20 protein-coding genes are annotated in these 17,987 nt (G+C 38.5%); 9 read left to right on the top strand and 11 right to left on the bottom strand.

Features of this window, described 5'->3' with window-relative positions:
- The first annotated feature begins 267 nt into the window (after positions 1–267).
- Positions 268–1,236: an asparaginase gene (locus tag AB9L17_RS07300; protein WP_368637984.1), complete on the top strand. Its 969-nt coding sequence runs from the start codon at positions 268–270 to the stop codon at positions 1,234–1,236.
- Between the two features lie 28 nt (positions 1,237–1,264).
- Here AB9L17_RS07300 and AB9L17_RS07295 read toward each other — a convergent pair whose 3' ends face one another.
- Together AB9L17_RS07295 and AB9L17_RS07290 are read right to left on the bottom strand one after the other, a co-directional pair.
- A complete protein-coding gene (locus AB9L17_RS07295) occupies positions 1,265–2,806 on the bottom strand; it encodes an aminotransferase class V-fold PLP-dependent enzyme (protein ID WP_375200301.1) in 1,542 nt (513 codons plus the stop codon).
- A gap of 4 nt (positions 2,807–2,810) precedes the next feature.
- Positions 2,811–3,371: a glycerol-3-phosphate acyltransferase gene (locus tag AB9L17_RS07290; RefSeq protein WP_375200300.1), complete on the bottom strand. Its 561-nt coding sequence runs from the start codon at positions 3,369–3,371 to the stop codon at positions 2,811–2,813.
- A gap of 99 nt (positions 3,372–3,470) precedes the next feature.
- Between AB9L17_RS07290 and AB9L17_RS07285 the strand changes: the two genes are divergently transcribed.
- Together AB9L17_RS07285 and AB9L17_RS07280 are read left to right on the top strand one after the other, a co-directional pair.
- Positions 3,471–3,854 carry a hypothetical protein gene (locus AB9L17_RS07285; protein WP_375200299.1) on the top strand — a complete coding sequence of 128 codons (384 nt, stop codon included), beginning with the start codon at positions 3,471–3,473 and terminating at the stop codon, positions 3,852–3,854.
- Positions 3,851–3,997, top strand: coding sequence for a hypothetical protein (locus AB9L17_RS07280; RefSeq protein ID WP_375200298.1), 147 nt, complete (start codon positions 3,851–3,853; stop codon positions 3,995–3,997). The genes AB9L17_RS07285 and AB9L17_RS07280 overlap by 4 nt, the downstream gene beginning before the upstream one ends.
- 87 nt (positions 3,998–4,084) lie before the next feature.
- Here the strand turns inward: AB9L17_RS07280 and AB9L17_RS07275 are convergent, their stop codons facing one another.
- The 5 genes from AB9L17_RS07275 to AB9L17_RS07255 form a co-directional block, all read right to left on the bottom strand.
- Positions 4,085–5,050 carry a YpdA family putative bacillithiol disulfide reductase gene (locus AB9L17_RS07275; RefSeq protein WP_223553185.1) on the bottom strand — a complete coding sequence of 322 codons (966 nt, stop codon included), beginning with the start codon at positions 5,048–5,050 and terminating at the stop codon, positions 4,085–4,087.
- A 251-nt stretch (positions 5,051–5,301) separates the two neighbouring features.
- Entirely contained in the window at positions 5,302–6,057 is a 756-nt protein-coding gene (locus AB9L17_RS07270; protein WP_375200297.1) for a metallophosphoesterase, read from the bottom strand.
- A gap of 159 nt (positions 6,058–6,216) precedes the next feature.
- Positions 6,217–6,993: a LysM peptidoglycan-binding domain-containing protein gene (locus AB9L17_RS07265; protein WP_068982878.1), complete on the bottom strand. Its 777-nt coding sequence runs from the start codon at positions 6,991–6,993 to the stop codon at positions 6,217–6,219.
- 85 nt (positions 6,994–7,078) lie between these two features.
- Positions 7,079–8,521: a RecQ family ATP-dependent DNA helicase gene (locus AB9L17_RS07260; protein WP_375200296.1), complete on the bottom strand. Its 1,443-nt coding sequence runs from the start codon at positions 8,519–8,521 to the stop codon at positions 7,079–7,081.
- Positions 8,522–9,550: a helix-turn-helix domain-containing protein gene (locus AB9L17_RS07255; RefSeq protein WP_223553178.1), complete on the bottom strand. Its 1,029-nt coding sequence runs from the start codon at positions 9,548–9,550 to the stop codon at positions 8,522–8,524.
- Positions 9,551–9,657: 107 nt separating this feature from the next.
- Between AB9L17_RS07255 and AB9L17_RS07250 the strand changes: the two genes are divergently transcribed.
- From AB9L17_RS07250 to AB9L17_RS07240, 3 genes are all read left to right on the top strand, one after another.
- Positions 9,658–9,906 (top strand): ferredoxin, encoded by a 249-nt coding sequence (locus tag AB9L17_RS07250; RefSeq protein WP_053482601.1) that lies wholly within the window; start codon positions 9,658–9,660, stop codon positions 9,904–9,906.
- Between the two features lie 169 nt (positions 9,907–10,075).
- On the top strand, positions 10,076–10,666 hold the full coding sequence (locus tag AB9L17_RS07245) for a hypothetical protein (RefSeq protein WP_223553177.1): 591 nt from the start codon (positions 10,076–10,078) through the stop codon (positions 10,664–10,666).
- A 172-nt stretch (positions 10,667–10,838) separates the two neighbouring features.
- Entirely contained in the window at positions 10,839–11,621 is a 783-nt protein-coding gene (locus tag AB9L17_RS07240) for an enoyl-ACP reductase FabI (protein ID WP_223553174.1), read from the top strand.
- A gap of 71 nt (positions 11,622–11,692) precedes the next feature.
- Here the strand turns inward: AB9L17_RS07240 and AB9L17_RS07235 are convergent, their stop codons facing one another.
- Complete coding sequence (locus tag AB9L17_RS07235; protein WP_223553173.1) at positions 11,693–12,364, bottom strand: peptidylprolyl isomerase; 672 nt, start codon at positions 12,362–12,364, stop codon at positions 11,693–11,695.
- Between the two features lie 74 nt (positions 12,365–12,438).
- Positions 12,439–13,644, bottom strand: coding sequence for an MFS transporter (locus AB9L17_RS07230; protein WP_375200295.1), 1,206 nt, complete (start codon positions 13,642–13,644; stop codon positions 12,439–12,441).
- A 248-nt stretch (positions 13,645–13,892) separates the two neighbouring features.
- Here AB9L17_RS07230 and AB9L17_RS07225 point away from each other — a divergent pair, with 248 nt between their 5' ends.
- Complete coding sequence (locus AB9L17_RS07225; protein ID WP_375200294.1) at positions 13,893–14,156, top strand: hypothetical protein; 264 nt, start codon at positions 13,893–13,895, stop codon at positions 14,154–14,156.
- A 523-nt stretch (positions 14,157–14,679) separates the two neighbouring features.
- Positions 14,680–15,243, top strand: a complete 564-nt coding sequence (locus AB9L17_RS07220) for a GNAT family N-acetyltransferase (protein WP_375200293.1) — start codon at positions 14,680–14,682, stop codon at positions 15,241–15,243.
- Between the two features lie 45 nt (positions 15,244–15,288).
- On the opposite strand, the gene AB9L17_RS07215 is transcribed toward AB9L17_RS07220, so the two are convergent.
- Together AB9L17_RS07215 and AB9L17_RS07210 are read right to left on the bottom strand one after the other, a co-directional pair.
- Positions 15,289–16,854: an SPFH domain-containing protein gene (locus AB9L17_RS07215; protein WP_375200292.1), complete on the bottom strand. Its 1,566-nt coding sequence runs from the start codon at positions 16,852–16,854 to the stop codon at positions 15,289–15,291.
- 15 nt (positions 16,855–16,869) lie between these two features.
- A complete protein-coding gene (locus AB9L17_RS07210) occupies positions 16,870–17,400 on the bottom strand; it encodes a hypothetical protein (protein ID WP_068982885.1) in 531 nt (176 codons plus the stop codon).
- Between the two features lie 177 nt (positions 17,401–17,577).
- Here AB9L17_RS07210 and AB9L17_RS07205 point away from each other — a divergent pair, with 177 nt between their 5' ends.
- Complete coding sequence (locus AB9L17_RS07205) at positions 17,578–17,961, top strand: hypothetical protein (RefSeq protein WP_068982886.1); 384 nt, start codon at positions 17,578–17,580, stop codon at positions 17,959–17,961.
- Positions 17,962–17,987: the final 26 nt, after the last annotated feature.

The raw sequence follows: 17,987 nt of genomic DNA, 5'->3' as shown, positions 1-17,987 counted from the left end.
CAATTCAAAATCTGTGACATCGTCTTGAGGCTTTAGACCAACATAAAGTTGGATAATTTGGCGTTTTCCTAGGATGAAATTCCTTAGCCCAAGTTCTCAGTCAATTAGTGGAGACCACTAAAAAAATACATTCACATATTTTAGGTGGAAAACTTCTGTAGTATTAAGCTTTCGTTTTCAACAAAAAATAGCTATTGAATAAACATAAACTGCTATTATTATACCATGTAATGACATAAAACTTTTTAAAAGGAGACATTATTTTTTATGAAAAAAACAATTTTATTAATTCATACCGGTGGAACAATATCTATGGCGATGACGGATGAAGGTGCCGTTATACCAAACAAGGAAAACCCTTTAATGAAGGAAAGCAACAAACTCGACACGCTTGCCACAATTATTGAAATGGAGGCTTTTAACCTCCCATCGCCACATATTACGCCAAAAGAAATGCTTAAGTTACGTAACCTCATTATCGAAAAAGTTTCAGAGGAGCAAATTGATGGCATTGTCATCACCCATGGTACCGATACATTAGAAGAAACAGCCTATTTTTTAGAATTAACAACTGATTTATCAATTCCTATTGTACTAACTGGTGCAATGCGCTCCTCCAATGAACTAGGTGCAGATGGAATTTACAATTTAGTGGAAGCTGTACGAGTAGCTGTTGATCAGGAAGCACGTGAAAAAGGTGTGCTAGTTGTGATGAATGACGAAGTTCATCTTGCCGTAAATACAACCAAAACAAGCACCAGCTCTGTAAATACATTCCAATCACCACAGTATGGACCAATTGGACTTATTACAAAAACACGTATTTTATTCCATCATGCACCCATTCGTCGTCAATATGTAGATATTCATGCATTATCAAAACGCGTAGCCATGTTAAAAGTTTATGCTGGCATGGAGGTTGATCTACTTGAAGTAGTGCTCGCATGCAAATATGATGGTGTCGTTTTAGAAGGACTCGGACAAGGCAATGTTCCTCCATCAGTTGTTAAAGGCATCGAAAGCTTAATAGAACGAGGAATTCCTGTTGTATTAGTCTCTCGTTGCTTTAATGGTATTGCCGAGGGCGTATATGGCTACGTAGGTGGTGGTAAAATGCTCGAAGACTTAGGAGCCATATTTGCAACTGGTATTAATGGTCAAAAAGCGCGATTAAAATTATTAATTGGGCTTAACAAAACAGGAACTCCTCTTGATTTAAAGGAATTTTTCATGTAAAGCTAATGTATTCAATCTTCACTTTAACTTATGCATCTGCAACTTGCTTATAATAACTTAAGATATTATGTAAACGTTCGATTGCTAACTCAAAATCTGGCTGTATAACAGAAAGCTGTATAAAATTTCTTCGTCGTAAATATTGGCTATCTGCATGAACATATAACCCATTTAACTTTAAATCGCTCTGTAGATTTGCCAAAGCTTTAGGAAGTTGTAAAGTAATTAACATCGGATATTGTCTAGTTGAAACTTGATAGTGCATAAATGGTAGCTGCAGCAATGTATTAAAGCGTTGCTGTAGCTGTCCATATCTTTCTGGATATGCTTGTAATGCTGTTTCAACATTTGCTACAAGTACTGCTGGTAACGTAAACGGAATCGCACCTTGCTGGTAATTAGCTAAATCGAGATAAGCTGGTAATGTTGTTGAAGATTTAACAATGTTTTGCGAAAACACGAAAGCCAAGCCACTAAGCGCACCAATAGCTTTTCCACTTACCGCAGTTGCTAAGTAACAATCTTCTAAAGTAAATGGCATTGCTCCGAACGAACTAATGCAATCAACGCAAAGCTTTGTATCATAACGTTTAGTCAGCTGTAAAATCCCCTTTAAATCATTGCAAGTACCAGTCGACGTTTCTCCATGTACTACAAGAAGCCATTGATAAGATCCCTTTTGTAAATAAGACTCCAAAATATTTATAGCAAACGTACTGCCCCAATCTTGTTCAACCACATCAAAATCCAATGACCATCTCTCAGCTTGCCTCCGAAGACGTTCTCCAAATTCACCATTTATTAAAATAAGTCCACGTCCTAATTGTTGAGCCTTCAATTGCCCTAGCATCACCTCATTAGCCAATGTCCCAGTTCCTACAATTGTAGCTACATGTTCTGCTCCTGATAATTGAAGCAACTTATTTCTCATCTGCTCAAATAGTGATTGAAAGCCCAACGAACGATGAGAAAGCTCAGAATAATTGAATGGTTCGTTTTGTTTCACTGGTCCTGGATAAAATGTATGGCACTCCTTCGCAAGTCTTTGCTGCAAAGACGTTTCAAATTGCTGTCTTGTTAATACCATGGGTAAAAATAAAGCATCCTCTGTCCCTGTTGCAGGTGCAAATTGGGTAAAACCCATTTGCTTATAAAGTTTCTCTTCACGGGTAGTCCCTGAGATTACGGCTGCCGAATAACCTTTTTCGTATGCAAAAGCAGTTAATGCCTGTGTCAATTTCAGTAGTACTCTTCCTGTTCGATATGCATTTTTCACAGCTAGCAATCGAATTTCACATAGCTTAGTGCTAATTTCCTTTGATAAATACTGCTCAACCTTTCCTATCTTTTCATCAATTGAAAACGGTCTCTGATCTCTAAAGGCAAGCATCCCTATAAGTTCTAATTCTTTATAAACAACGATATACGTATTTTCATGATGAAATCGATCCATTTTTTTTCTAGCGGAATTAGGTTGATGCTGTGGAATTTCTTCGACAAAGGTTTCATAATTTAATCGTGCAATTTCCTCAAACTCCGCTTCCGTATGCGCAATTTTACACCAATACATATCATCACTTCCTTCTCCCTAAAGCTTCGTTAATATTCGGCATATGCTTCATAATTATAAAGATTATTGTTCCTAGTATTGGTATGTATAACAGTAATTGATCGGTATAAACAATTGCTCCACCATATAAAACAAAGCCACCTAACATACTAAGCGTTAAACTTCTCGTTACACTAAGCGTAATAGCTGTCCCTACAACCATCATTAAAAATAAGTTTGGTGACAATGCCAGACCTACACCTATAAAAGTTGCTACCCCTTTTCCCCCTTTAAATTTCAGCCAAAATGGAAAGAAATGACCAAACATAACTAAACAAGCACCTAGAACTATTTCCCATTCTTCAAAATGCCATAAATGTCCTACACCAACAACAAGCACACCCTTTAAAGAATCCCCTAAAAAGGTCCATATAAATGCAGCTTTCCCAATAACATTGCCAGCATTTCGAGCACCTAAGTTTCTACTCTTTTGTTCCTGTAAATTAACACCATACGCTTTTCCAACGAAATATGCCGTCATAAAGTTCCCTACGATATAACTAAATATCCAGTATAAACCAAGCATTCATTCACACCTTTTTAATTAACTTCGATGAAATTTTGTCTCATTACCATTACATGGGTTAGATTTCCGATCCTACTGGGCACTTTTCTGTGGCGTCCGATGAGTTGCGTATGCTCTTCAATCCGACGCTTGGGCTCTTTTATCCGTCGTCATGACCCTTCTTTCCGTCACTTCGTCTCTTTCATCCGTCACCCTGGACCTTCTTTCCGTCGCTCTGGCTCTTCTTTCCGTCGCTTCGACCTCTTTCCGTCGCCCTGGACCTTCTTTCCGTCGCTCTGGCTCTTCTTTCCGTCGCTTCGACTTCTTTCCGTCGCTCTGGCTCTTCTTTCCGTCGCTTCGATCTCTTTCCGTCACCATGACCCTTCTTTCCGTCGCTCTGGCTCTTCTTTCCGTCGCTTCGCCTCTTTCATCCGTCACCCTGGACCTTCTTTCCGTCGCTTCGACCTCTTTCCGTCGCTTGGGCTCTTTTATCCGTCGTCATGACCCTTCTTTCCTTCGCTCTGGCTCTTCTATCCGTCGCTTCGATCTCTTTCCGTCGTCATGACCCTTCTTTCCGTCGCTCTGGCTCTTCAATCCGTCGCTTCAACCTCTTTCCATCGCTTGGGCTCTTTTATCCGTCGTCATGACCCTTCTTTCCTTCGCTTTCTCTCTTCTTCTATCCAACTTCTTAAAAAAAAGCTGTATAAGCTTACATGCCTATACAGCTTCTAGTGCTATTTTGCTCTTTTGGCAATTGTCTTTGCAATACAATCACCATGGAAACGGCCATTTTCAATAAAAATTTCATTGGCATTATTTCCAGCTGCAATAACTCCAGCAATGAATAATCCTTCCACATTTGTTTCCATAGTTTCTGCATTAAAGAAAGGACGACCTGTTTCATAATCAATTGAGACACCCATTGCTCGAATAAATGAATGATCAGGGTGATAGCCTGTCATCGCAAAAACAAAATCATTTTTTACAGTTTTTTTGCTACCATCAATTTCTACTACAACCTCATGCTCACGGATTTCCAGTATATTTGTTTTGAAATGCATTTGGACTTCTCCATTTCGTACTACTCCTTCAAATTCTGGTAAAACCCATGGCTTGATGCTAGGTGAATACTCACTACCACGATAGACAACAGTGACGCGAGCCCCAGCCTTATTCAACTCAAGCGCCGCATCCACCGCCGAATTTTTTCCACCTATTACAAGAACATCAGTATCAAAAAATTCATGTCCCTCTTTAAAGTAATGGAAGACTTTCGGCAATTTCTCACCTGGAATGTTTAAATAATTTGGATGGTCATAGTAGCCTGTGGCGATCACAACATAAGGTGTTGCATAAACCTCTTTGTTTGTCGTTACTGTAAACTCCGCTCCATTTTTCACAACGCTATTTACTTTCTCGAAGCGGTTTACTTGAATATCCTTCAAACGCACAACTTCTCGATAATAAACTAGTGCTTGATTTCGCTTAGGTTTACGTCCTTCAATGATAAAAGGCACATCACCAATAGCTAAACGTTCACTCGTACTAAAAAAAGTTTGATGCGTAGGATAATTGTAAATCGCATTTACGATATTTCCTTTTTCAATGACAATTGGCTTTAATCCAATATTTTGCAAGGCTATTGCCGCCGCTAAACCACAGGGACCTCCTCCAACAATAATTGCATCTACTTGCTGCATTTCTTGACACTCCTATCAACTTTGTATCAGCGATTTGCTAATACTTTACTTTTAACTTCTTTCAGAAGAAGTCTCCCATCTCTATAGACGGTGAGATGAATACAGGTTTAACGGAAATCGGAAAGGAGTTCTTTATGCATGCACAAAGCCGATTCCGGACGCAATTATGCCAAGGCATAATTGATTAATCGGGCTTTTACCGAATAAATCCTTATCGTTCCATTATACGCCTTCTATCGAGTTTTGGTTGTTCATTTACCCGAAATTTCAATGTCAATAATATGACATTGTGGCCTCGCACCAAGTCGGAAAGGTAACAATGTCGTACCATAACCGTTACTTACTAAAGTCATCACACCCTCACGCTCTCGATATGAGCCATTTGGATGTACACTGTATGGGCCAATTCTAATTTGACCTCCGTGTAAATGCCCACCAATCATTAAATCTGCTCTAAATTTTGCACGGACTCTTGCGAAAACACCTGGGTTATGCGAAATAAAGACAACTAAGTCTTTCTCTCCCACCTTTGCAAATGCTTCATCAAAGCTATATTTCTTTGTAGACGTATCTTCAATTGCACTTAGCCAAAAGCGGTTTTTTTTAGGCAGTAATACTGCATCATTGGCTACGATCTGAACACCATGCTCCTGTAAAATACCTTGTAGCCGCTCCTCGCCTACTTCTCTGTCATTATTTCCCCATACAAAATAAGTCGGTCCTAAAGGAGTCAATAATTTTAAATTGTCATGAATACGCTCAATAGGGGTGCGTCCATCCGCAAAATCTCCACCAATAATAACCGCGTCAAATTGGCCATCTAACTGCTCAATCATCTGGTGGTTAATTTTTCGTAAGTGTGTATCCGAAATAAAAAACAGTCTAATCTTTTCCCGCTCACCCTTTAATTGCAATTGATGATGTAAAACATTGTTCTCATGTGCCACCTTTAACATATAAAGCAGGAACGCGATGACTACTAAAACGAATAGTCCAATATAAATCATTCCCTAACATCTCCTTATGAAAGCAAAAAGACGATTCGTTATAATGAAGAATCGCCTTTCACTAAATCAGACGTACGCCTCAACTTTATTTGTTGTTGACGTTTGTCCTTTATTTTATACTAGAAAAACATCATTACCAAAGAATGACACCTGCTTTTCTTATGGTAGTTTAATAACTTGCCCAACCATTACATCATTTGAAGACATACCGTTTGCTGCACGGATTTTCGCTAGGGTTGCTTCACTTCCATCACCGTAGTGATTCAATGCAATACGATATAGATTTTCATTTGCCTTTACAGTATGGGTACTTGCTTTTGCAGTTTGTTTCTCTTGTTCTGCTTTACGTGCTTCCTCGGCTTTACGTGCTTGCTCGGCTTTTTTAGCTTCTTCAGCTTTTCTTGCCGCTTCAGCTTGTGCTATTCTAGCTTGCTCAGCTTTTCTAGCTTCCTCGGCTTTTCTAGCTTCTTCGGCCTTCCTAGCTTCTTCAGCCTTTTTAGCATCTTCAGCTGCCTTTTTTTCAGCTGCTAATTTCTCAGCATCTTTCTTAGACTGATCTTTAGCTTTGTCTTCTTTTTCAGCTTTGTCTTTGTTTGCTTTATCGTCTTCTTTGTTTTTGTCAGCTACTTCAGCTTTATTTCCAGACTTATCAATTTCTACAATTGTATCCGTAGAATTTTTTTCAGCCTCTTCAATTGTTTCACCCGGTTCATAGAATTTTAAAAAATAGATTAATATTGATAATGGAATTAAGATAAAGATGACAAAAAGAATCGTCATTAATGGCGTTTTTCTTTTTGTTTTTTTCGGCTTTTTATTATTGCCCCCATTTTTATTCATTCTTGAAACTCTAGATAAATCTTGCTGCTCTGTTTGCTCTTCTACAAAAGATTGACGATGCTCTTCGATTTTATCGCGATAATCTTCTTTACTCATTCGCCTTTCCTCCAACCTTACTACGCTTTCTATCATTCTATTATGACGAATTTTGCGCAAAAAGTAAATGACCGTCAATTATAGTCTAAAAGCCCATTAAAAGTTGCTTTAACCGACTTTTCCATGGAATCATTTCTATTTTCTTCTCTTCCTTCAAGCGCGCTTTATTGATTTCATCATAATTGATTCCACAATTTTCACAACAGTTTTCCGGTTTTTTCAACAATGTTTGCCCAAAATACCCGACTAGCTGCTTGCGAATACAGTCTTTTGTCTGAGTAATTTTTTGCATTTCATTGACAGCACGGTATTTTTCCAGTGCCAAATGATTTAGTCGTACTTTAACTTGTTCCATCGTTTCTTGTTGTAACCAATAATCAAGCACACGAAAAGCGGTCTCACTCAGCTCTCCGTTTTTCAGCATTTGCGATGGTTGTGTTTGTTGATATAGTAGTTCCTGATACCGATCGACATGACCAGATGTTGGCAAATCGCCTGTTACAACAAATTTTGCAAGTTCTACGTCATCATCACAATAAAGTAAAACTGCAAGCGCCGGGTGACCATCACGCCCCGCTCGACCAATCTCCTGCATATAATTTTCTACATTGGCAGGCATCGTTTCATGAATGACCTGACGAATATCCGACTTATTGATCCCCATCCCAAACGCATTTGTTGCCACAATCCAGTCGAGTTCCCCGTCAATAAATTGTTGCTGAATAAACTGGCGATCCTCAGCACCAAAGCCTGCATGATAAGCAGCCGCTCGTATGCCTGCCTGGATTAGTACCTCACTATATTGTTCAGCACGCTTTCGCGAGGACATATATAAAATACCTGGTCCTGCTGTCTCTTTTATATGCTGTATAATCCAGTGTGCTTTATCTTCCCTATCCTCAAATACAACACGACCGAGATGAATATTAGATCGATCCACATTATATAAAAACTCAAAAGGTGAATCTAACGACAATGTATCCCGTATATCATTGACTACTTTATTCGTCGCAGTCGCTGATAAAGCTAAAACAGGTGGACGATTTGCTTGTGAAAACCACTGTCCAATTCGTAAATAATCTGGTCGAAAATCAAAGCCCCACTGAGAAATACAGTGTGCCTCATCCACAACAATAAGACCTAACTGCATTTGTGAAAGCTTATCCTGAACTTGTTGCTGCAATAGCATTTCTGGTGACGTAAAAATAAAACGAAACTGCTCTAAAAAATGTAATACATAACGTTTCTCACTTATGGTTAAAAATGAATTTAAAGCAACTACCCTCTTTTCACCAAAGCGTTTTAACTCCTCTACCTGATCCTGCATTAGCGAAAGCAGTGGAGAAACAATTAATACCGGCTTCTGCAAGATATACCCTGGCAACTGATAACAAAGTGATTTACCCATTCCTGTCGGTAATAGAGCAATAACATCTTTTCCTTCTAGGATTGCTTCAATAACCTCTTTTTGCCCTGGACGAAAAGCTGTATAACCAAATTGCTTTGCCAATATTTGTTCAAGTTCCATTTATACTTCTCCTTTCGCGAGGACAAGCTTTAACTGGAAATAACTCATACCTTCAACCACTTCATGCAATGTTTTTAATTTTTTTGTTTGATATTGTTTCGATGCCTGCCAAACTTTTTCCGCTTCCTTATAAGAGACGAATGGACCAATCGAAAAGTTTGGTTCATACATGGCTAATTCTACAAAATGATCCTCAATGGTACTTTGTTTTAGCTTTCTTATTTGCATAATCTGTTCAATCGAATAGCCCTGCTCATATAAATGCGCTGTTTGCTGAGCTGAATCGGTTAATAACGCCTTTACTCTTATTTCCTCTGCTATTTTTCCAAGTAACGGATAATCAGTTGTTTGATGGACTTCATTTAAAAATACATGTAGCAATTCTATAAACGCTAATTGACAATCTAAAATTGCTTCCTTTCGTTCACTAGCAAGTTGCTGCCATGTCCATCCTGGCAAACCATAGCCACTCAATCGATAGAGGACAAGCTGTTTGTTGGCTTCAGATAAAGATAACTCAGAAAGCACGTTTTCGCATTCCTCCAGTAATTGCTGCTGTAAATGCCCATCTTGATAATTATGTTCAAGTAAAAATGTACGAACCCAAGACTGAATATTCGTATCCCTACTTATTGGAGAAAAGGAACGTAATCCAGCACGCTGATAGGATAAACTTTGTACAATTAATGACAATCTCGCAAAAAATATATGCTCATTTCCCCTATAGTGCCACCCATCAAATAAAAAATCAGGTGTTTGCTCCGCTTGCTGTAAACCTAACTTTTTCATGGAATAGTGACCAGATTCTTGCATTATTAACCAACTATTCTGCGAAAATAAGGATACAGCTTCATCAAATGTCGCTCGCGATAACTTAGGTAATAGCCCGAAATATTTATGTAGCTGAAATAACCCAATGTCTTGAATCGTCTGTCCTGAGCGCTTTCCTCTCAATACATGATAAGCTGCAGAAATCGACCGTTCGTTATTGAGTTTTTGAAAGATTTGCAATAAAATTTGATGAAACATAGACGCAAATTCCTCCAATTTAATAGTATTTATGTTGAAAAGTAAGATAAACATCTTTAAAATGAGTATGAAGCTTTGTAGGAACATGTAAAAGGAGAGAATGAAAAATGGCTAAGTTCACAATTGTTGATAAAGATACATGCATCGCTTGTGGCGCTTGCGGAGCCGCAGCCCCAGATATTTATGATTATGATGATGAAGGTATTGCCTTCGTTATTTTAGATGATAACATGGGAACTGCTGAAGTTCCAGAAGATCTATTAGAAGATATGCAAGATGCTTTCGAAGGCTGCCCAACTGACTCAATCAAAGTAGCAGACGAAACTTTTGATGGCGACTCATTAAAATTCGAATAGTTTGTAACTCTATTCGTACACTGAAGGCATCCTTAACTGGGTGCCTTCTTACTTAATTAGAATCTTCACGTTGAAACACAAAAGAAACACAACGCTTAAATTTAGTTGATTATATAGTTGATTTCCCTACTCAGAATATATATAAACTCTATTGGAGGAATGAATGATAATGTTTAATCAATTAGAAACAAATCATAGCTTATACCATATTGACGAAGACCAGATGAATCAATTTAAAAATCTTGCAGCAAAATGGCAATCTATTTTCCCTAATTTTCAATCTAAGTGTATGAATGCATTAGATTCTTGGGCTGTTATTTTAAATTGCTGGTTCTTTTTAAAATCACATCAAAAAGATAGTCTTTTTTTAAATTCTTCAAAGGCAATGCACTATTCAATTAACATTTTTTTAATAGAAGAGCTCAAAAAGATTCAAATTATTCATAAAATTATCGAGAGAAATGATGATGATTTATTCTACTTCGTCGCTTTCCAACTAGGCAATGATATTGACCTCTGGGCCTATAACATATTCGGTCAAAATGATGCTGCAGATCTTATAGAACAAATAATCCAACAACCCTATTTTCTAGCGCATTTGAATGATGATCTTTTATCAAGTGACAAAACATTTCATAAAGTTCAAACAAGAGCCATCAAAATTATGGCACAGGCTATTCGTACGCAAAACTGCTTTATGATTGCAGTACATAACGCAGTCTACAGCGGCTTAGATATGTATGAGGTAGCACAAATTTAAATACAACTATTGGATTCGTCTCTAAGTAAGTGGAGATGAATTTTTTTTGTGCCTATCCTAGTAACGTCGGACACTCTTTTTTATCTTATTATTGCATCCATTATTTATGTATGATAAGATTTTAGTAGTTGGTACTAATAACAGATATTATTTCATAAAGGGGTTCTTATAAATGATGGATAATTTATTACAATTAAAAGATAAGAATATTGTTGTAATGGGTGTGGCAAACGACCGAAGTATTGCTTGGGGTATTGCAAAACGTTTATTTGACGTAGGTGCAAATGTCATTTTCACATATCGTCAAGAACGTTCATTAAAAAAATTACAAAAACAATTAGAAAATATCGGACAATCTGATTCACTAATCGTACAATGTGACGTCAATAGCGACGAAAGCACAAAAGCAGCCTTCAATGAAATCGGTACAAAAGTAGGCGTGATCCATGGTATTGTGCACTCTGTAGCATTTGCCAATGCTGAGGATTTACACAACCGCTTCTTAGATACAACTCGTGACGGCTATGCGTTTGCACAAGATACTAGTGCATATTCTCTTATTTCAGCAGCGAAAGCCGCACATCCTTATATGACTGAAGGCGGTTCTATCGTGACAATGAGTTACTTAGGAGCAGAACGCGTGCTTGATGGCTACAACGTCATGGGCGTAGCGAAAGCTGCATTAGAGGCTTCTATGCGTTACCTTGCTGCAGATATCGGTAAAGATAATATTCGTGTCAATGCGATCTCAGCAGGAGCGATTCGCACACTTGCTGCAAAAGGAGTTCCTTCATTTAACACAATTTTACACAAAATCGAGGAAACAGCTCCATTAAAACGTAATGTTCAACAAGACGAAGTAGCAGATATGACAATTGTGATGCTATCTCACCTATCTCGTGGTGTGACAGGTGAAACAATTTACATCGACGCTGGCTACAATATTATGGGTTAACTACAAAGAAGCATGGAAGATCATCCTTGATCTCTCATGCTTCTTCGTCTTCATACTGGTTGTCACATCAGTTATTTTAGTTTCTTTGGAGCTGGATAATCAAAGCCCTTTGTATCCACTTCCACTTTTTTCATTTGCTGATCTTCTAATGGTTTTTCACCATCTCGTTCAACAGCAACAATAGCATCTACCGTTTCCATCCCCTCGATTACTTTCCCAAAGGCAGCATATTGGCCATCAAGATGCGAGGCTTCCTCTACCATAATGAAAAATTGAGATCCCGCAGAATTCGGATCACCCGAACGAGCCATTGAAATGACACCGCGTTCATGCTTCAAATCATTTTTAAAACCATTTGAAGAAAACTCACCTTCAATCGAATAGTCTGGACCACCTGTACCATTACCTGAAGGATCTCCACCTTGAATCATAAAATCAGGGATAACCCGATGGAAAATAAGACCATCATAAAAACCTTCTTCCACTAAGGAAATAAAATTAGCAACCGTATTCGGCGCTGCAGAAGGCTCTAATTCAATAACGATTTTTTCTCCATTATTCATCGTGATCGTCACAATTGGATTTTCCTTCACATTTGATGAATAATCCACTTTTTCTTCTGATTCCTTTTCCTTACTTCCCTCTGATTGCCCACTTTCTTTAGCTGCTCCACAGCCTGTCAAAACAAAGGCTACAGCTAGCAAAGCAAAGACAAATGAAAATCCTTTATAACGCGTGAACATATTCTTTCAACTCCTCTTTATAACCATTCTACTCATTATAAGACTATCAAATAGTTTACGACAAATCATTCTTCTTAAAGCCCCGCTGCAATACGTTGTTTGGCAATAATACCCTTTAATAAAAATGACAGTAAGCATGCAACGATTAAAAATAAAGTAATCATCGCAATAACGCCTCCCCAGCCGTAATGCATCCAGAATATTCCCCCTACTGTTCCTCCAACACTTGAACCAAAATAATAGAAAAATAAATAGAGAGAAGATGCTTGTGCCTTATCATGAGTGGCTCGTTTACTCACCCAACCACTAGCAATCGAGTGCGCCGCAAAGAAACCAAACGTAAAGATTGTAATCCCTATAATTTTCAAACTAAGTAGCCCGATTAATGTAAGTATTGCCCCTGTTAACATGATAGCAATGGACAATAACAACATTTTTTGGCGGCCATATTGATCCGCTAGACTACCAAACCAAGTGGAGCTAAAAGTACCTACTAAGTAAATAACAAAAATCCACCCAACAATTGTGGCACTTAAATTATAAGGTGGTGCCATTAATTTAAAGCCAATGTAGTTATAAAGAGTCACAAAGCTTCCCATTAATACAAAGCCAATACCAAAAAGACATAGCATGGATGAGTCCTTTACATGTTGGATAAGTGATGTCGTCAATGCTTTTATTTGCAATGGACGTGCTGTAAAATGCTTAGAGTTAGGTAGCATCCAGATAAATAACACACTAATCATAAGACTGATGACACCGAGAACAATCATCCCCACTTGCCACGTGTAAAGGTCTGTTAGTGTCCCTATGATAACTCGTCCACTAAGCCCCCCAACCGAATTACCACTTATGTACAAGCCCATCGCTATACCTAAACTAGAAGGATGCATTTCCTCCCCTAAATAAGCCATTGCAATTGCTGGCAAGCCTGCAAAGACAACTCCCTGTATCACTCGCAACACTAAAATCGTTTCAAAATTAGGAGAAAAGGCAAGTGCAAGCGTAAGAATAGATGCCGCAAAAATAGAAATCGTCATCAAAGATTTCCTACCCCATGCCTCTGATAAGGAGCCAACAATAATCATACTGATCGATAGCGCAAAAGTTGTCACAGAAAGTGATAAACTCGCAACTGCTGGTGAAACATGAAACTCCTTTGCAAATGTTGGTAGTAGCGGTTGTGTCACATATAAGTTTGCGAAAGTTATAAACCCTGCTAAAAATAAAGCCCAATTAGCTTTATGAAAGGCCTTCGTTCCTCTTTGAATAGTATCCATTTCTCTCTCCTTACGTACAGCGAGTTCTACTATTATTTTAATACAATATTTTTTAAAACACACGATAGAGTTGTCAAAAAATAGACATATTTATCCCTATTGCTTGGACTGCTGTTTCAACATCACGTCCTGTGATAACGCCTACGTGACCAACATTGGTGCTGTCGCTGACGCTGCGTTTGCACTACGCTTTCGCACAAAAAAACATTTGTTGCCCCAAGCGGCGCATCGAACGCCCCAAGGAAGCTTTGCTCTGTGCAAAAGCGAAGCGTCAGCGGCAAATGTTTTATCTGTGCGAAAGCGTAGCGTCAGCAACAAAGCGCCAAGTCGGAACGGAAATCAACCACACGTTTTGGTTAAGAGCCAATACTTCGTTTTCCTTTCAAAGATTCTTTAAAGAATCAACACCTCACTTTATTCAACAACAGTTTTCTACAGTTTACTTAAATATTGTCACATTATTTTTAAGAAAATTTAAAATTATATCTATTTTGAATTGGCAGTTATTGTGATACAGTGAAAGTAATCATTTAGAAATCATTGGTAATACGACCTCCGATGACTATACTATTTTCGTTGCACAGACTTGGAGGAATTTCCATGAAGATTATCGAGGCATTCACTCTATCAGTTCCGTATATCCACCTTGCATGAAAAGAAGAGGCAATAGTGGCTGTCGTTGAGAAGGAAGATGAAACAGTTGTAAAATATTTAGCTGGCAGGCGAGTCGAGTCAGGTTATCAAGATGGATAAAAAGTCAATGCTAATGACCAAAATGTTTTCATCGTTGCCTTTAAAGGACAAAATGCGGATGTCGTTATACCAAAGAATGTCTACGGAGTCGCCTCAACGCTTTCTAATTCCTAATATATAGAAATGGTAAAGTCGTAGGTGCCCTAGCATTTGGACTACCAATGAATGAACAGGCACAGCTCATTCAAGATTTAAGTGAAATGATTGAAGTGTTAACCGTTCTGAATCGTGAGATGTAAGGCTTTATGCATGATTCCTTAAAATAATAACGAGGTGAAAATATTGCAAATTACAATTGATCAGCAATTATCTTTACGTACTCTAACATTAGAAGATGCCAAAACAGTTTTTGCATTAACAGATGCATCACGAGCATATTTACGGGAATGGTTGCCGTGGCTAGATATTACAAGAGAAGTAGCTGACACAACGGCTTATATTGAAGGTTGTATAAAAGGACATGAAGCTAAAAGCAGCCTTTCTCTTGTCATCATTTTTCAAAATGAAATCGTTGGGATAGCGGGCTTTAATACGATCAATCATCATAATAAAATTGCTGCTATTGGCTATTGGCTCAGTGAAGGGGCTCAAGGACATGGTATTATGACGAGGACCGTACAGGCTTTATTGCAGTATGCTTTTGAAGAGTTACAGCTCAATAAAGTCGAAATTCGTGCTGCTGTGGGCAACACAAAAAGCCGGGCCATCCCTGAACGACTAGGCTTTACAAAAGAAGGCACGATTCGTGAAGCAGAATGGCTTTACGATCATTATGTTGACCATGCTGCATACGGCATACTCTCTAGTGAGTGGAAACAAGTTAATGAGGACTATTCTTGCTCTTAACCGATAAATAGCCACCTGATGACACTCATCAGGTGGCTATTGTTATTATTGTTCAACTGTTTCTTTCATCTCTTTTTGTGTTTTATCAGCTGTAACGGGTTCTTGCTTTTTTTCTAAGCCAGCCGCTATTTGCTCTAACTCCGGGCGCAATGTATGCTTACCTGCATAGCTTTCAATTAGTTCCTTCACGTCAATGCCCGAAGTTTCTTTCAATGATTCTTGTAATGTTGACATTAAATTAGTTGCGTAAGCGGTTACTTTATTGGCACCGCCGCTTCCTTCTCCTCCACCAGTATCGACAACTGTAATCTTATCGATATTGCCAAGTGGACTCGCTAGCTCTTTCGCATATTCTGGCATCATACGTACAATCATATCAAGGACAGCTGCTTGACCATAGTATTCGAAGGCTTCTGCAATTTTTCGTTTTGCCTCTGCTTCCGCAAGACCACGAAGGCGAATAATATCTGCATCTGTTTCCCCTTTGGCACGCTCAGCATCTGCTTTAGCAAGACCATCCAAACGAATTTTTTCCGCTTCAGCTTGTGCTAATGATTCAATACGGTATTTCTCCGCATCTGCCTGCGCTAGTTCACGCATTTTGGCCGCTGCTGCATTTTGCTCGACAGCGTAACGATCCGCGTCAGCCTTTTTCTTAACTTCTGAATCGTATTGCTTCTCACGACGTAAAATCTCTTTTTCTTCTAACTCTATTTGCTTTTGACGTTCAATAATACGAATTTGCATTTCCTGTTCGGTTACTTCCTGTTTTGCACGCGCCGTTTCTAACTCATACGCTTGGTCTGCACGTGCTTTTGCGATGTCTTGTTCACGACGGAATTCAGCCACTTTTAACTGATTTTCTTTTTCCGCTTCTGCAATTTCTGTTGCACGTTCAAGCTCAGCCTTTTGTGCCTCCTTCGATGCTTCAGCACGCTTAATACGTGTTTCTTTTTCAGCGTCGGCAGTTGCAATATCTGCGTCACGTTTAACTTGTGCAATTCTTGGCTTACCAAGCGACTCTAAATAGCCATTTTTATCGCGTACATCTTTAATCGTAAAGGAAACGATTGTCAGCCCCATCTTCGCCAAATCTTGAGATGCAACACGTTGTACTTCTTGAGAAAATTTATCCCGATTTTTATAAATTTCTTCAACCGTCATTGAACCTAAGATCGAACGCAAATGACCTTCCAACACTTCCCGCGCTTCATTTTCACGGTCTTCCTTTTGCTTCCCTAAAAACTGCTCTGCTGCCGTTGCAATTTCTGAAATAGAACCACCAACTTTTATGATAGCGGTTCCATCTGCCATCACTGGTACACCTTGTTCTGTATACACTTCAGGTGTTGTCACATCAAGCTTACTAGACAACAAGCTTAATGGCTGTGCTTGCTGGAAAATTGGGAATACGAATGTCCCGCCACCACGAATAATTTTTATGCGATTTCCTGACTCATCTTTATGTACATTTTTTGAGCCAAGATAGCTACCTGTCACAATAAGTGCCTCATCAGGACCCGCTGTTTTATACTTTGTCACATACAGTGCAACTAGTGCGATTAATATAAAAGCTACGATCCCTATAACAATCAAAATCTCCATTGGCATATACGTATCTCTCCTTTATAAAAATTTCTTCTCATAGGATCTTACAAAAAGTGTTCCTTCCTTGACTTCCACAATAAGTACTGTCGTATCATAATCGATAGCCTCATTGTCAAAGCCTGTTGCTCGCTTGGAAATCATCCCACTTGTCGTTTCAATCACAACCTCTCCAAAACCATCTCTAGGAATCGGAACAATAACCTTCCCAAGCTGACCACCAAGTGATTCTTCTGTATAAGCTAAAGAAACATCAGCCGATCTTAGTGGGACAAGAACAAACAAATAAAATAGTGCACTTAAAATAACTCCGATGATGCAAGCAGCAACAATATTCCAAACGCTAGGGAATAAGGCTAACTTTTCTAAAATAAATCCTGCTGCTGACATCAACGTAATGAAAGATAGAATGACACTTGGATTAAAAATCGGCAGCCCTTCTCCAATGCCCTCGACAGCATCGCCAAAAAACATAAATAAGAGTGTTGCAAGGCCAGCGAAAATTAATACCACTAAAAAGATCTGCTCAAGTGAATAGCCAAATAGCGTCAAGTAGTTCACCCCTTTTCATTGTGTTACCTACTATACGATTGTACTCAATAGAAAGTTTCATAATTTTTAATATTTTAAAAATTTTTGAGTGAGTAGTTTTAAGTTAGTAATTTTGGATTCTCTTCAAACAGAACCATGTTACAATTAAATGAATACTGGCAACTAAGGAGATATTGCATGAAGCTTTCAACTATTTTAAACTTTTGTATTCTTGTATTTTTCACCTTACTTTTCGTCAATGATTTTTTCCCGTACACTACACTAGCTGAGGTATTGTCTAAACAAATCATCCTTCTTATATTAATCGCTCTTGTCATCATACAAATCGCGTCAGACAAGGGAAAATATAAAAAGCTTTCTAAAAAAGCATATGTTGGCTTAACAGTATATACAGTCGGGCTTTGGATTGTTTTAACATTACTTGGCGGCGAATCGCAATTAGGTTTATCCTATAACAGTCCTTTTTTTTATTTGATCGTGTTGTTACTTGCGCTTGATTTACTACGTGTTTATCGTCAATCAAAGCGTGAGCAGTCTGAGGAAAAAGCAAAGCAGGAATAAATACATTAGAATTCCTTGTCACTTTA

The organism is Lysinibacillus sp. RS11 (assembly GCF_042019215.1).
Classification (GTDB): domain Bacteria; phylum Bacillota; class Bacilli; order Bacillales_A; family Planococcaceae; genus Lysinibacillus; species Lysinibacillus xylanilyticus_A.
This window is presented reverse-complemented; position numbering and strand designations above follow the sequence as displayed.

Excerpts from the sequence above, each read along its gene's own strand:
- AB9L17_RS07300 (WP_368637984.1), top strand. The coding sequence starts at position 268 with ATGAAAAAAACAATTTTATTAATTCATACCGGTGGAACAATATCTATG.
- AB9L17_RS07295 (WP_375200301.1), bottom strand. The coding sequence starts at position 2,806 with ATGTATTGGTGTAAAATTGCGCATACGGAAGCGGAGTTTGAGGAAATT.
- AB9L17_RS07290 (WP_375200300.1), bottom strand. The coding sequence starts at position 3,371 with ATGCTTGGTTTATACTGGATATTTAGTTATATCGTAGGGAACTTTATG.
- AB9L17_RS07285 (WP_375200299.1), top strand. The coding sequence starts at position 3,471 with ATGAGTTGCGTATGCTCTTCAATCCGACGCTTGGGCTCTTTTATCCGT.
- AB9L17_RS07280 (WP_375200298.1), top strand. The coding sequence starts at position 3,851 with ATGACCCTTCTTTCCTTCGCTCTGGCTCTTCTATCCGTCGCTTCGATC.
- AB9L17_RS07275 (WP_223553185.1), bottom strand. The coding sequence starts at position 5,050 with ATGCAGCAAGTAGATGCAATTATTGTTGGAGGAGGTCCCTGTGGTTTA.
- AB9L17_RS07270 (WP_375200297.1), bottom strand. The coding sequence starts at position 6,057 with ATGATTTATATTGGACTATTCGTTTTAGTAGTCATCGCGTTCCTGCTT.
- AB9L17_RS07265 (WP_068982878.1), bottom strand. The coding sequence starts at position 6,993 with ATGAGTAAAGAAGATTATCGCGATAAAATCGAAGAGCATCGTCAATCT.
- AB9L17_RS07260 (WP_375200296.1), bottom strand. The coding sequence starts at position 8,521 with ATGGAACTTGAACAAATATTGGCAAAGCAATTTGGTTATACAGCTTTT.
- AB9L17_RS07255 (WP_223553178.1), bottom strand. The coding sequence starts at position 9,550 with ATGTTTCATCAAATTTTATTGCAAATCTTTCAAAAACTCAATAACGAA.
- AB9L17_RS07250 (WP_053482601.1), top strand. The coding sequence starts at position 9,658 with ATGGCTAAGTTCACAATTGTTGATAAAGATACATGCATCGCTTGTGGC.
- AB9L17_RS07245 (WP_223553177.1), top strand. The coding sequence starts at position 10,076 with ATGTTTAATCAATTAGAAACAAATCATAGCTTATACCATATTGACGAA.
- AB9L17_RS07240 (WP_223553174.1), top strand. The coding sequence starts at position 10,839 with ATGATGGATAATTTATTACAATTAAAAGATAAGAATATTGTTGTAATG.
- AB9L17_RS07235 (WP_223553173.1), bottom strand. The coding sequence starts at position 12,364 with ATGTTCACGCGTTATAAAGGATTTTCATTTGTCTTTGCTTTGCTAGCT.
- AB9L17_RS07230 (WP_375200295.1), bottom strand. The coding sequence starts at position 13,644 with ATGGATACTATTCAAAGAGGAACGAAGGCCTTTCATAAAGCTAATTGG.
- AB9L17_RS07215 (WP_375200292.1), bottom strand. The coding sequence starts at position 16,854 with ATGCCAATGGAGATTTTGATTGTTATAGGGATCGTAGCTTTTATATTA.
- AB9L17_RS07205 (WP_068982886.1), top strand. The coding sequence starts at position 17,578 with ATGAAGCTTTCAACTATTTTAAACTTTTGTATTCTTGTATTTTTCACC.